Raw genomic sequence first — 13,139 nt, 5'->3', positions numbered from 1 at the left:
CGGACAAGGTGGTGGCGTGATGGACGGTTGTCCGTCGCGCCATCAGAAGGGGTGAACGGTCGTAACTTTCCCGCGCGGGGCGCGTTGGGTGGCGCCAGGGATACCGTCAGCTGTTCGGATACGCCCAGGCGTTGGGCCGACAGCTGATTCCGTCGTGGTCGAGGAACTTGGTCTGCTGCTGCATGACCGGGGCCAGATCGCCGTCCTTGTCACAGGTGACGTGGTTGTACCCGAGGCGGTGGCCGACCTCGTGGTTGATCAGCATCTGGCGGTAGGCGAACAGTTCGTCGCCGTACGTCGTGGCGCCCTGCGCCCAGCGGGACGCGTTGATCATCACGCGTTCGGTGGCCGCCGAGTCGCAGGACACGTTGTCGACCGTGGTGTCCAGGCCGGACCTGGCACACCAGTCGGCGGTCGTCGCGGGGCTGGCGAGGGTGATGACGAAGTCGGGGCGGCCGGAGTGGATGCGTTCGAAGGTGCGGGCGCCGTTGTGCGCCCAGCTGCGGTTGTCGTTGAGCGTCCTGTGCACCGCCTCGGCGAAGAGCGCCCCGTCCAGGCCGAGCCCCTGCTCCACGTCCACTCGGTAGGTGATCTTCTGCCCCTTGCCCGGCCCGTCGGCGATGCCGGGAATCGCGTCGAACTTCCCCGAGCCCTCGGCCGTGGCGCTGAGCGGGTACTTCTTGTCCATCTTCTGCGCGTACGTCAGCGGCTCGGCGCGGGAGGCGTCCGGGACCGTGTTCTGCTCGTCGCCCACGCCTCCGTTCGCGCCGGGGTCCCGGACGTCGCGCGCCGCCTGTTCGGGGGCGGACTGCGCCTGGGAGCCGTCGGAACCGTCGCGTTCGCCGGCGACCTGGCCGGCCACGACGACCGCCAGCACGGTGGTGACGGCGGCGGCCGCGATCCCGGTGAACGCGCGCCCCTTGGCGCCCTTGCCCTGCTCCGGCGCCCCGGTGGGAGGCGCGTCGTCGTCGGGGCCGGCCGGGGCCCCGGCGGCCGAGGCGGCGTTCCGGTCGGTGACGGCGGCGTAGGGATCCGCGGGGTGCGCGGAGTCCGCGCCGGAGGCCGGGCGGGTCGCGGCGGGCGGACGGGGTGTGAAGACGTCGTCGCCCTCGTCGAAGGCGTCGAGGTAGTCCTGCCGCGGCCCCCGCCGCCCGCGCGGTCCCCGTGGCCCGCGCGGTGGCTCGGGCGGTGCCTGGCGCTGGCGCGGCAGGGGCACGGCCCGGCCGGCCGGCCCTGCGTACCCGGTACCCGCGCCGCGTCCTCCCACCTCTCCCCAGCCGCCGCCGGGTTCCCGCTGCTCGGGGTGGCCGCCGCCACGGGCGGCCCGCGCAGCGCCGTGCGCGGGGGTGCCGTCGGGCAGGCGGGGGAAGCCATGGGCGGGGGTGCCGTCGGGCAGGCGGGGCACTCCACGCGCCGGCGTCCCGCCCGGAAGCCAGCCGTCCGGAAGCCGCGGCACTCCGTGGGCAGGGGTTCCGGGCCCCGAGGGCATGCCGTCACCCGGCGCTCCCTGCCCGGGTGAGCCGTCCGGCCCGGGCGGGGCGTCCAGGCCGGGCGGGGCGGGTGGGCCGTACGTACCGGTTCCGCCGGAGGTCGCCCCCTGTCCCGGGGGCGTCGTACCCCGCGCCGGGCGGGCGTCGCCCTTGGACACGGGTCCACGGCGGCTGTGGCGTCCCACGTCGCGCCTCAGCCCCTCGGATTGTCGGCGGTCGGCCCGCCGTCGGGGGTCCCGTCCGCGGCGATACCGGCGGCCGGGCCCGGGGCGCCCTTCGCGCCCGGCTCCAATGTATCCCCCTCCTCCGCCGAATCCGTTGCATCCGCGAGGAGTTCACGGAACGCCGCGGCCACCGCCTCGGGGTATTCCATCATCGCCACATGCCCCGCGTCGGGCAGGGTGACCAGCCTGGAGTCGCGGAACGCGCGGGCCGCGCGCCCGGCCATCCGGAAGCCGACGAGCTGGTCCCGCCCGCCGTACAGCAGCAGGGTCGGCGCGAGCACCCGCTCGGCCTGGCGCCACAGCCCGTGCTGGCCGCCGAGGGTGTACGCGTTGACGAGCCCCCGCGCGGAGCGGCTCATGGCGTCCCAGAAGTACGGCAGCCGCAGCCGCCGCTCCATCTCCTGCACGGCGTGACGGAACGCCTCCGGTGTCACCTGCCCGGGGTCCCCGTAGCAGAGCGCCACGACGCCGCGGACGCGCTGTTCCGCCGACCATCCCCGGGTGATCCGGGTGAACAGCGGGGCCACCCCGGGCACCGCCAGCAGTCCCGTCGGCACGGCGGTGCGCTGCACGCGCAGCTCGGGAAGGGCCGGTGACACGAGCGTGAGCGTCCGGACGAGGTCGGGGCGTACGGCGGCGACACGGGTGGCGACCGCGCCGCCGAGCGAATTGCCCAGGAGGTGCACGGGGCCGCGCCCGGCCGCGTCGAGATAACGGATCACCGCGCGGGCGTGCGCCGAGATCGAGTAGTCGCCGTCGTCCGGGGGCGGCGAGTCGCCGAAGCCCGGAAGGTCGACGGCCTCGCTGTGGACGGCGTCGTCCAGGAGGGGCATCAGCGTCGACCAGTTCTGCGACGACCCCCCGAGCCCGTGGATGTGGAGTGCGGGCGGCAGCCCTTCGCGCGCGGGCGGCCTCGACCGCACGGACAGGGTGACGCCCGGGAGCTCGACCGACCTGAGATGCTCGCCCTCGGCGACCCTCACGGCGACCGCTTCGGGAAGAACGGTCGTGGGCGGCACGGACGGCAGGTCGGTCGAAGGCATGCGGCAATGTTACGAGGTGATCACACCCGGCCTCATGTGTCGGCGGTCACAGGTCGCCGGCCCCGCCGCGTGGGCACCGCGTCACGCCCGGTCGCGGATCGCATGGCGTCCGGATCGGGTGTCTCCTAGGGTCGAACCGAGGGCACCCGTATGTGACCCCCGCATGGTCCGGGGATGTTCGTAGGAAGGGAGCCCAGCCATGATCCCAGATCCCACCGATCCCGAGACGTTCGAGGAAGCCGACGACGCCCGCGAAGACCTGGAGTACGGCGTCGAGGCGCCGGAGGCCGACAGGGCCGAGCAGCACGCGGGCCTCGCTCCGCCGGACCGCGACGAACCGCTGACCGACGCCGACGCCGACCGCGCCAACGAGGCGGACCTCGCCGAGCAGGCCAGGGTCGTCTCCCTCGACGAGGACGACTACCGGTGACGGCGCCGAGGAAGCCGGGGAGGCCGCCCAAGGGCGCCTGCACGGGAAACTTCTCCACGGAAGCGAGGCCTCGCCTTGCCCTCTCTGACGGCTTTTGAAACCGTCCGTACGGCTTTCGACGTCGTCCGGTCCGTGAAATCCTGCGCTCTCACCGCGCACAGCACGGTTACCGAAAAGTACGATGACGGCGCGGCTCACACCGCATGTGGACGACAATGGGAGGCGGCGTGACAGCCATCGAGCAGACAGAGACCGTGCGCCCGAGAGGTACACGCCTGCCGCGCCGTGCCCGACGGAACCAGCTGCTGGGCGCCGCCCAGGAAGTGTTCGTCGCGCAGGGGTACCACGCGGCGGCGATGGACGACATCGCCGAGCGTGCGGGCGTCAGCAAGCCGGTGCTCTACCAGCACTTCCCGGGCAAGCTCGACCTGTATCTGGCACTGCTGGACCAGCACTGCGAGGCGCTGATCCAGTCGGTGCGCCACGCGCTCGCGTCGACGCACGACAACAAGCAGCGCGTACGGGCGACCATGGACGCCTACTTCGCGTACGTCGAGGACGACGGCGGCGCCTTCCGGCTGGTCTTCGAGTCGGACCTGACGAACGAGCCCGCGGTGCGCGAGCGCGTCGACCGGGTCACCAACGACTGCGCCGAGGCGATCTGCGACGTCATCGCCGAGGACACCGGGCTGTCGCGCCAGGAGTCGATGCTGCTCGCCTCGGGGCTGGGCGGTCTGGCGCAGGTGGTCGCGCGTTCCTGGCTGCACAGCGACCGCAGCGTGCCGCGCGACCAGGCGGTCCAGCTGCTGACCTCGCTGGCCTGGCGGGGCATCGCCGGATTCCCGCTGCACGGCAGCGAGCAGCAGGTCTGACAGTGCCGGGCCGCGGATGCGGGCGGGCGGGGGCGGCCGTTTGTTCCCGTCCGTTGTTCGCTCCTGGCGTTGCGGGGGCTGAGCGTGCACATCCCCTCACCGGGCTAATGTGTGCTGGGTACGGCGCGGAAGGTCGCGCACTTCACTGACCGTCGGAGGGACATAGCCGTGGAGGTCAAGATCGGCGTGCAGCACGCGCCCCGCGAGATCGTTCTGGAGAGCGGTCAGAGCGCCGAGGAGGTCGAGCGCTTGGTGGCCGAGGCGCTGGCCGGGAAGTCTCAGCTGCTGAGCCTCGTGGACGAGCACGGCCGCAAGATCCTGGTCCCGGCCGACCGTCTCGCGTACATCGAGATCGGCGAGCCGGCCCCGCGCAAGGTGGGCTTCGGCGCGCTGTAGGCGACGACCGGCAGACGTGGAAGGGCCCGGCGGCTCGGCACCTCGAACCGCCGGGCCCTTCCATGTCCGCGCTCCGCCCCTCTCGGGTGCTCCGGCGCTCCGCTCTCTCCTCGCCGGCTCTCTCCTCGCCGACGTCTTCGGCCGGCGCCTCCGCACCGCTCTCCGTGTCTGCTCCGTTCGGCTTCTCCCCCATGCCGTTGTCCCCTGCCTCCCCGGCCGTTTCCCCCCGTCGCCCACCAGCGTCTCCGCTCTTCACGGACGGGGCACAGGCCCCTCACAGGGGAGGATTGGATTCCGCAGGTCAGGGGTAGGACGGGCTATGACCGATGCGAGCAGGCCGGCCATGTGGGAGGGACCCCGACATGCTCTTGGAAGCGCTCAGTTCAGCGATCCTCGGCCTGGCGCTGGCATGGGCGGCCATGCGCCGCCTGCCGCACCGCCTCCCCGCCCGCACCCTGGTCCTGTCGACCGGTGTGGCCGGGGCCCTGTTCGGCGCGTTCCTCACGCACAGCGCGCTGGACGCGGGCCGCCTGCTGACGGTCCTGTTCGGGGCGGCGATCGTCTCCGTGGCGTCGCTGTCGCTGCTGCTGCGCCCCGCGGGCAGGCTCCGCGGCCGGTCGGCGACCGCCTGACCGGCCGCCGACACCGGCCCTGCCGACACCGGCTGCCCAGGCCCTACGCAGCCGGGCGGAGCCGGGCGGCTCTCAGGCCGCCAGGCCCAGGGCCGCCATCCGCTTGGTGTGGGCCTCGGTGATCCGGGAGAACATCCGGCCGACCTCGGCGAGGTCGAAGCCGTCCGCGACCCCGCCGACGAGCATCGTCGACAGCGCGTCCCGGTCGGCCACGACCCGCTGCGACTGGGACAGTGCCTCACCCATCAGCCGTCGCGCCCACAGGGCGAGCCGCCCGCCCAGGCGCGGGTCCGCGTCGATCGCCGCGCGCACCTTCTCCACGGCGAACCCGCCGTGCCCGGTGTCGTCGAGCACGCCCAGCACCAGCGCGCGGGTGTCGGAGTCCAGCCGGGCCGCGACCTCCCGGTAGAAGTCGCTGGCGATCGAGTCGCCGACGTAGGCCTTGACGAGCCCCTCGAGCCAGTCGGAGGGCGCCGTCTGCTTGTGGAAGCCCTCGTACGCGGCCACGAACGGCTCCATCGCGACGGTCGGCTCCTGACCGATCCCGGCCAGCCGGTCGCGCAGCCGCTCGAAGTGGTGGAACTCGGCCGACGCCATCTTCGCCAGCTCCGCCTTGTCCTCCAGCGTGGGCGCCAGCTTGGCGTCGTCCGCGAGCCGCTCGAACGCCGCCAGCTCCCCGTACGCGAGTGCGCCGAGCAGGTCCACGATGGCGGCGCGGTACTGCGGGTCGGCGGAGGCCGCCGCCCAGTCCATGGCGGCGACGCCGGTCGGCGCGGCGGGGGTGTCGGGGGTGTCCGCGGCGCGGTCGGGCATGTCAGAGCTCGTCATAATCCGCACAATAGCCCGCTTGTCGAGGGCCGTAAGGTGCTGGTCAGCACGTGTGACGACGACTACGTGACCAAATCGGCCATGGCGTGTGCGCGAATTCGGGGTATGGTGGTAATGCGCCTGCCGAATACTCTGATGTAGTCGACAGGGCGCACGCATGAGGATGCCCGGTCGGAGGCCCGATCGGCTCCGCCCCGACCGCTCTCCCTGACCGTACGGCACATTGCGTACGACGATCGGAGGGACCCTCAGCGGTACGAGCGCTAGAGCGTCGGCAGTGGTCCCGTGCCCTACGGCATCCCCGTAAGGCAGCCGACGTCCCCGTCACGGTCCATGGACGACCCCCGCGCTCGCCTCGCACCGCGCACACAGAAGAGGCAGCACCCTGACTACGTTCCGAGAGCTCGGAATTCTTCCCGAGACCGCCGAAGCCCTTGAAGCCGTCGGCATCATCACCGCCTTCCCCATCCAGGAGATGACGCTCCCCGTGGCCCTCTCGGGCGCGGACGTCATCGGCCAGGCCAAGACCGGTACCGGCAAGACGCTGGGCTTCGGCCTTCCGCTCCTCGACCGCGTGACCGTCCCCGCGGACGTGGAGGCGGGCCGGGCGAAGCCCGAGGACCTCACCGACACGCCGCAGGCGCTCGTCGTCGTCCCCACCCGTGAGCTGTGCACGCAGGTCACCAACGACCTGCTGACCGCCGGCAAGGTGCGCAATGTCCGCGTCACCGCGATCTACGGCGGACGGGCCTACGAGCCGCAGGTCGAGGCCCTGAAGAAGGGCGTCGACGTGATCGTCGGCACCCCGGGCCGGCTGCTCGACCTGGCCGGGCAGAAGAAGCTGAACCTGAAGGACGTCAAGGCCCTCGTCCTCGACGAGGCCGACGAGATGCTCGACCTGGGCTTCCTGCCCGACGTCGAGAAGATCATCAACCTGCTTCCGACCCGCCGCCAGACCATGCTGTTCTCGGCGACCATGCCGGGCGCGGTCATCGGGCTGGCCCGCCGCTACATGTCGCAGCCCACGCACATCAGCGCCACCTCGCCGGACGACGAGGGCGCGACCGTCGCGAACACCACGCAGTTCATCTACCGCGCGCACAACATGGACAAGCCCGAGATGGTCTCGCGGATACTCCAGGCGGACGGCCGGGGCCTGGTCATGGTCTTCTGCCGCACCAAGCGCACCGCCGCCGATCTCGCCGACCAGCTCAAGCAGCGCGGCTTCGCCTCCGGCGCGGTCCACGGCGACCTCGGCCAGGGCGCCCGCGAGCAGGCGCTGCGCGCCTTCCGCAACGGCAAGGTGGACGTCCTCGTCTGCACCGACGTCGCCGCCCGCGGCATCGACGTCGAAGGCGTCACGCACGTCATCAACTACCAGTCGCCCGAGGACGAGAAGACCTACCTGCACCGCATCGGCCGTACCGGCCGCGCGGGGGCGAAGGGTACGGCGATCACGCTGGTCGACTGGGACGACATCCCGCGCTGGCAGCTGATCAACAAGGCACTGGACCTGGGCTTCAGCGACCCGCCGGAGACGTACTCCACCTCCCCGCACCTGTTCACCGACCTCGGTATCCCCGAGCGCACGAAGGGCGTCCTGCCGCGCTCGGAGCGCATCCGCGCCGGACTCGACGCGGAAGAGGTGGAGGACCTGGGCGAGCCGGGCGGCCGTGGCCCGCGCGGCCGAGGTGGCCGCGGCGACCGGAGTGAGCGGAGTGAGCGGGGCGACCGGGGTGAGCGGGGCGACTCCCGGTCCGCCGATCACGAGCGTCCGGCCCGTACGCCGCGCCGCCGTCGCCGTACGCGGGGCGGTACGCCGCTGAGCGAGTCGGCGCAGCAGCCGACGGCCCCGGCCGTCGAGGGCACCGGCGAAAGCACCGGTGAGGCGGAGGCCGGCACGGCTTCCCGCACCCCGCGTCGCCGTCGCCGTATGCGCGGTGGGGCCGCGGCCGAGGCGACGACGGCCCCGGTGACCGCGGTCGAGCCCGCCGACGCCGCCGCCGACGCCGCTGTCGCCGCGGCGGAGGGCACGACCGGACACGCTCCGCAGGCCCCGGAAGCCCTCGAGGCCCCGTCGGACGAGACCTCGTCGAAACCGCGCCGCCGCCGTTCCCGCAGGTCCGCGGAGACGGCAGCCGATGACGCCGCGGCCGACGCGGCGGTGGCGGTCGCCGTCGCCCCGTCGGCCGGGAACGCCGCCCCGACCGGGACGGCCCCGGTGATCGGGGAGCCCGAGGCCCCCGCCGCCGAGGCCCCCGCCACCGAGCCGCGCCGTCGTCGGACCCGCAAGTCCGCGGCCGCGACTGCGCCTTCGGCTGCCGAGGCAGTGGTGGACACGGCCGAGGTGACCACCGCAGCCACCCCGGAGCCGGTGGAGACCAAGCCGCGCCGCACCCGCAAGAGCGTGGCAAGGGCCCCCGAGGCCGCCGCGGCCGAGGCCGTGCTCGACGCCGCCGAAGGCACGGAGGCCAAGCCCCGTCGCCGCACCCGCAAGGCGGCCGCGACGGCCGAGGCCACCACGACCGCCGCCGGCATCCCCATCCCGGCCCAGGCCGCGTCCGAGGCCGAGCCGGAGGCAGCCGTGGCGGCCAAGCCCCGGCGCACTCGCAAGGCCGCTGCGACGGCGGAGACGGCCGTGGACACGGCCGAGGCCGCCGAGGCCAAGCCCCGGGTCCGCCGCACCCGCAAGGCGGCCGCCGCCACGCAGCAGCCGGAAGCCGCGCCGGAGGTCCCGGCGGTCACCACGGCCGAGGCGAAGCCCAAGCGCACCCGGAAGACGGCGGCCGCCAAGACCGTCGACACCGCTGAGGCCGCCGAGGCCAAGCCCCGCCGTACCCGGAAGGCCACCACGGCCACCGCGGACACCGCCGGCATCCCGGCCCAGGCCGCGTCCGCGGCCGGGCCGGAGACGGCCGGGGCCAAGCCCCGGGTCCGCCGCACCCGCAAGGCCGCGGTGACGGCCCCCGCGGAGCCCACGGAGGCCTGACGCGCACCAGAGGCGCCGTCCGACGGCCCGGTCCCACACCTGTGGGGCCGGGCCGTCGGCGTCACCCGGCAGGACGTCACCCGACACCCCGCCCGTGTCCCGACGCCCGCTACCCTCACCCCGTGACCAGCCACCCTGCCCCCGTTCCCCCTCCTTTCCCTGCCCCTTCCCCCTTCTCCGCGCTGCCGGCCGGCGCTCGGACGTACCGGCTCCGCACCGCCCGTGGGGAGTTCGCCGTCGTCGACGTGCCGCCGGCCGCCGGGGCCGAGCCGAGGGGGGTCGTGCTGTCGCTGCCCGGGTTCACGGGGAGCAAGGAGGACTTCACGCTGGTGCACGGGCCGCTCGCCGCACGTGGCTACCGCAGTGTCGCCGTGGACGGGCGGGGGCAGTACGAGTCGGACGGGCCCCTGGACGACTCGTCCGCGTACGCGCGGGCGGAACTGGCGCTGGACGTGCTCGCGCAGGCGGAGGCTCTCGGCGCTCCGCGCGGAGGGGACGTACCGCTGCATCTGGTCGGGCACTCGCTCGGCGGTCAGATCGCCCGTGCTGCGGTGCTCGAGGACCACTCCCCCTTCCGTTCGCTCACCCTGATCTCGTCCGGTCCCGCCCGGATCTCGGTCTCCCAGGAGCAGCGCGTGAAGCTGCTGCGGGACGCGCTCTCCCATATGACGATGGCGGAGTGCTGGGAGGCGGTCCTGGCCCTGGGTCCGCCGGAGGAGGTCGGCGGGCCCGCGCGCGGAATCGGCGGCCAGGAGCATCTTCGTCGCCGCTGGTTGGGCACCAGCCCCGCTCAACTACTTGCTACAGGACGGCAGTTGTGCGTGGAGCCGGACCTGGTCGCCGAACTCGCCGCCGTACCGCTGCCGTTCCACGTGCTGTCGGGTGCGCACGACGACACCTGGCCGGTGCCGGACCTCGACGCCATGGCCGTACGCCTGAACGCGCACCGCACGGTTGTCGCCGGGGCCGGGCACTCCCCCACCGTCGACCGGCCCGAGCCCACCGCGCACGCCCTCGCCGACTTCTGGGACGGCCTCCGGGCCCGCCCCACCGGCCACGGCAACAGCACCGGCACCGGGTCCCTCGCCTAGTACTGCGCCTGGAGGTGGGCCCAGAAGCCGTCGCGCAGGGCGCGCCGCAGGTCGGCCTGGCCGCGCAGGGAGTACTGCAGCAGTCCTTCGGCCTCCACCAGCAGGTCCTGGTCGACCGAGCCGGGCAGGTAGGGATGGCCCGGCAGTAGTTCCACCAGCGAGTCCCGTCCGCGTGCGGAGAGCCACTTCGCGGCGATCTGCGCGCCGACGAAGCGGACGTCCTCGCGGGCGGGCCGGCCCGTCGCGGACTCGTACATGGGGCCCGTGCGCCGGGAGACGTACGGCTTGAAGAAGTCGAGGTCGAAGGTGCGCTGGCTGTCGACCTCCCAGAGCAGGGGCTCGGCCTGGTTGCGGCCCTCGGGCGCCTCTATGCCCCAGAGGTGGACCCGGGCACCGTACCCCTGGGCGGCCTCGACCGCCGAGACCAGGTCCTCGTCGCCGCCCAGCAGGGCCGCGTCGCTGATGGCGCGGTGCCGGGCAAGTGACTCCAGGTCGGAGCGGATCAGGGAGTCGACGCCCTTCTGCTGGTTGTTGGCGTTGAGGTTGCCCAGGCGGACCTTGACGTCGGGGAGCTCGGCGATGGTCTGCTGCTCGGCGGTGTGGATGCGGCGTCTGGCGCCGTCGTACCAGTAGACGCGCAGCAGCCTGCTGTCCGCGAAGATGGTGCGGGCCCGGTCGATGAGCGCGTCGATGAGTCCCTCGGCGTCGAGGTCGAAGGCCCGGCGGTCCTCCGTCCCGGCCACCAGCCGCCCCGCCGCCGCGTACAGATAGCCCGCGTCGACGAAGATCGCGTGCGTGGAGGGCGTCTTCGCCACCTCGGCGAGCATGCGTTGGAGCAGCTCGTTCGTGCGGTCGATACGGGAGTTCAGGTCCGCCAGGTCGTCGTTCATCGCCTCCATTGTCCCGGCGGTCACTGTGCGAACACAACCGGTCCCGGTCGGTCCCCCGTGAAACCCTTACTCGTCAGTATTTAGCCGATCGAAGAACTTCCTTAGCGTAGGGAATGTTTGCAGGGGGCAACTCGTTGAGCACTGGTGGAACACGGGCCGCTCCGGACCGTGGCCGACCACCCCAGTAGTTCTCCTTCAGGAGGATGACCAGACGAAGGGAGAAGCCCTTGCGCTTCGAAATCATGCGACTCGACGACGTCAGCGGCACCGCCGTGGACACCACCGTCGTGGACGCCGCCTCCGTCAACCACATCGTGCAGCAGGCCGCCGCCATCGGGCAGCGCCTGTGGATCCGCCCGGCCGGCACACCGGCCTCGTAACGCAGGACGCCGGGTCCGCACCGACCTTCCGAAGCCCCCGTACCGCCATCGCCGGACACGGGGGCTTCGCGCGTCCCGCGCGCTGCCGTGCGGCGCGGTGCGGACGACACGGTCAACCGCCCTGGATCACCTGCGTGACCCCGTTGATGATCTGCTGCACGGCGATCGCGGAGAGCATCATGCCCGCGAGCCGTGTCACCAGGACCACCCCGCCGTCCTTGATGACCCTGATGATCAGCAGCGAGTACCGCATCACCAGCCACAGCACGACATGGATGGCGAGGATCGCCGCCCACACCGACACCTGGGCCGGGCTGCTGTCGGCCTTCTGCACGGCGAGGATGACCGACACGATCGCGCCGGGCCCGGCCAGCAGCGGCATGCCGAGCGGGACCAGAGCGACGTTGACGTCCTTGGTCTGCTGGGGCTCGTCGGTCTTGCCGGTGAGCAGGTCGAGCGCGATCAGCAGGAGCAGCAGCCCGCCCGCGATCATCAGCGCGGGCACGGACACGTGCAGGTAGTCGAGGATCTGCTGTCCGATCAGCCCGAACAGAGCGATCACGCCGCCGGCCACGCAGACGGCCTGGAAGGCCATCCGCTTCTGCACCTTGGCGGGCCGGCCCGCGGTCAGGGCCAGGAAGATCGGGGTGATCCCGGGGGGATCCATGATGACGAAGAGGGTCAGGAAGAGGGAGCCGAAGACGGCGACGTCGAACATGACTGCCTTGCTGTGGAACGAATGAGGTGAGAGGGGTGAGGAGAGCGGCGAGCAGGGGGCACCGAAAGGACGCGTGCTCAGGAGTGCTCGGTGCGCGGGCTCAGAACGAGGAGCCTCAAGGAGCGGGAAAGCTCGGGAAGAAAGCGGGCGCCGCCCCTGCGAGGGGCGAAGCCCAAGGGCGTACGGACGGGCGGTTCAGGCGCCGCCGGCCCCCGGCACCGGGAACGCGCCGGTCGCACGGCGTGTGATCTCGCCGTACACCTCGGGGTCCGTGGTGAACTCGCCGGGCACGCAGCTCTTCCGGCTGCCGTGGTAGTCGCTGGACCCGGTCACGAGGAGCCCCAGTTCCTTCGCGAGGCCCCGCAGCCGCGCCCGGGTCCCGGGGTCGTGGTCCATGTGGTCGACCTCGATGCCGTCGAGACCGGCCTCGGCCAGTTCGGCGATGGCGGACTCCGGTACGGTCCGGCCGCGCTTGCTCGCGGCCGGGTGGGCGAACACCGCCACCCCGCCCGCGCCCTTGACCAGCCGGAGCGCTTCGAAGGGGTTGGTCTCGTGCTTGGCCATGTGGGCCCGGCCGCCGTCGGCCAGCCACTGCGGGGTGAACGCGTCGTTCACCGTCTCCACCACACCCAGCTCGACGAGTGCCGTGGCGATGTGCGGGCGGCCGACCGAACCGTCGCCGGCGATCCGCGCGACCTGCTCCCAGGTGACGGGCACCCCCAGATCGTTCAGCTTGGCGATCATGCCCCGGGCCCGCGGCACCCGGTCGTCCCGGACCAGCTCGCGCTCGGCGAGCAGCGCCGGTTCCTCGGGATCGAAGAGGTAGGCCAGCATGTGCATGCTGATGCCGTCGTAGCGGCAGGAGAGCTCGGCGCCGGTCACCAGCGTGAGCCCCGCGGGGAGTGCGGCGAGGGCCTCGGCGTGGCCGCGGGTGGTGTCGTGGTCGGTCAGCGCGACGACGTCGAGACCGGCAGCGGCGGCCGCGCGGACCAGCTCGGCCGGGGAGTCCGTACCGTCGGACGCGGTGGAGTGGGTGTGCAGGTCGATACGCACGACGCGTTGCTCCAAGCGGTGACGGGCGGACAGGGACGCTTCAGGATAACCGCACTTCCGCTCGCTCCCGTCACACCCGAACCCGCCCGACGCCCCCTACACG

General features: G+C 72.8%; 13 protein-coding genes. 7 read left to right on the top strand and 6 right to left on the bottom strand.

Annotated features, from left to right (window positions below):
* Positions 1–106: 106 nt before the first annotated feature.
* Positions 107–1,675, bottom strand: a complete 1,569-nt coding sequence (locus ACFWVE_RS19315) for a DUF3152 domain-containing protein (protein WP_384015462.1) — start codon at positions 1,673–1,675, stop codon at positions 107–109.
* An 8-nt stretch (positions 1,676–1,683) separates the two neighbouring features.
* Positions 1,684–2,757, bottom strand: a complete 1,074-nt coding sequence (locus tag ACFWVE_RS19310) for an alpha/beta fold hydrolase (protein ID WP_384015460.1) — start codon at positions 2,755–2,757, stop codon at positions 1,684–1,686.
* A 199-nt stretch (positions 2,758–2,956) separates the two neighbouring features.
* Between ACFWVE_RS19310 and ACFWVE_RS19305 the strand changes: the two genes are divergently transcribed.
* The 4 genes from ACFWVE_RS19305 to ACFWVE_RS19290 all read left to right on the top strand — a co-directional run bounded on the left by ACFWVE_RS19305 (position 2,957) and on the right by ACFWVE_RS19290 (position 5,087).
* Positions 2,957–3,187, top strand: coding sequence for a hypothetical protein (locus tag ACFWVE_RS19305; protein WP_384015458.1), 231 nt, complete (start codon positions 2,957–2,959; stop codon positions 3,185–3,187).
* A gap of 227 nt (positions 3,188–3,414) precedes the next feature.
* Positions 3,415–4,059, top strand: coding sequence for a TetR/AcrR family transcriptional regulator (locus ACFWVE_RS19300; protein ID WP_384015456.1), 645 nt, complete (start codon positions 3,415–3,417; stop codon positions 4,057–4,059).
* A 168-nt stretch (positions 4,060–4,227) separates the two neighbouring features.
* Positions 4,228–4,455, top strand: coding sequence for a DUF3107 domain-containing protein (locus ACFWVE_RS19295; protein WP_384015454.1), 228 nt, complete (start codon positions 4,228–4,230; stop codon positions 4,453–4,455).
* Positions 4,456–4,817: 362 nt separating this feature from the next.
* Positions 4,818–5,087 carry a hypothetical protein gene (locus ACFWVE_RS19290; RefSeq protein ID WP_384015452.1) on the top strand — a complete coding sequence of 90 codons (270 nt, stop codon included), beginning with the start codon at positions 4,818–4,820 and terminating at the stop codon, positions 5,085–5,087.
* 72 nt (positions 5,088–5,159) lie between these two features.
* On the opposite strand, the gene ACFWVE_RS19285 is transcribed toward ACFWVE_RS19290, so the two are convergent.
* Positions 5,160–5,915 carry a ferritin-like fold-containing protein gene (locus ACFWVE_RS19285; protein WP_384015450.1) on the bottom strand — a complete coding sequence of 252 codons (756 nt, stop codon included), beginning with the start codon at positions 5,913–5,915 and terminating at the stop codon, positions 5,160–5,162.
* A 475-nt stretch (positions 5,916–6,390) separates the two neighbouring features.
* Between ACFWVE_RS19285 and ACFWVE_RS19280 the strand changes: the two genes are divergently transcribed.
* Together ACFWVE_RS19280 and ACFWVE_RS19275 are read left to right on the top strand one after the other, a co-directional pair.
* Positions 6,391–8,904 carry a DEAD/DEAH box helicase gene (locus ACFWVE_RS19280; RefSeq protein WP_384015448.1) on the top strand — a complete coding sequence of 838 codons (2,514 nt, stop codon included), beginning with the start codon at positions 6,391–6,393 and terminating at the stop codon, positions 8,902–8,904.
* 122 nt (positions 8,905–9,026) lie between these two features.
* Positions 9,027–9,995: an alpha/beta fold hydrolase gene (locus ACFWVE_RS19275; protein ID WP_384015447.1), complete on the top strand. Its 969-nt coding sequence runs from the start codon at positions 9,027–9,029 to the stop codon at positions 9,993–9,995.
* Here the strand turns inward: ACFWVE_RS19275 and ACFWVE_RS19270 are convergent.
* Positions 9,992–10,885 (bottom strand): NYN domain-containing protein, encoded by an 894-nt coding sequence (locus tag ACFWVE_RS19270; protein WP_384015445.1) that lies wholly within the window; start codon positions 10,883–10,885, stop codon positions 9,992–9,994. The genes ACFWVE_RS19275 and ACFWVE_RS19270 overlap by 4 nt on opposite strands.
* Positions 10,886–11,112: 227 nt before the next feature.
* Between ACFWVE_RS19270 and ACFWVE_RS19265 the strand changes: the two genes are divergently transcribed.
* The gene (locus tag ACFWVE_RS19265; RefSeq protein ID WP_384015443.1) at positions 11,113–11,265 is read left to right on the top strand and encodes a hypothetical protein; all 153 of its coding nucleotides are present in this window, start codon (positions 11,113–11,115) and stop codon (positions 11,263–11,265) included.
* A gap of 112 nt (positions 11,266–11,377) precedes the next feature.
* Here the strand turns inward: ACFWVE_RS19265 and ACFWVE_RS19260 are convergent, their stop codons facing one another.
* Both ACFWVE_RS19260 and ACFWVE_RS19255 read right to left on the bottom strand, forming a co-directional pair.
* Positions 11,378–11,983 (bottom strand): MarC family protein, encoded by a 606-nt coding sequence (locus ACFWVE_RS19260; protein ID WP_384015441.1) that lies wholly within the window; start codon positions 11,981–11,983, stop codon positions 11,378–11,380.
* A 195-nt stretch (positions 11,984–12,178) separates the two neighbouring features.
* Positions 12,179–13,036: a PHP domain-containing protein gene (locus ACFWVE_RS19255; RefSeq protein ID WP_384015439.1), complete on the bottom strand. Its 858-nt coding sequence runs from the start codon at positions 13,034–13,036 to the stop codon at positions 12,179–12,181.
* Positions 13,037–13,139 lie beyond the last annotated feature (103 nt).

The organism is Streptomyces sp. NPDC058632, from assembly GCF_042717095.1.
In the GTDB taxonomy this organism is placed as follows: Bacteria; Actinomycetota; Actinomycetes; order Streptomycetales; family Streptomycetaceae; genus Streptomyces.
Note: the sequence above shows the minus strand (reverse complement) of the source record. Positions and strands in the feature narration are given on the sequence as shown.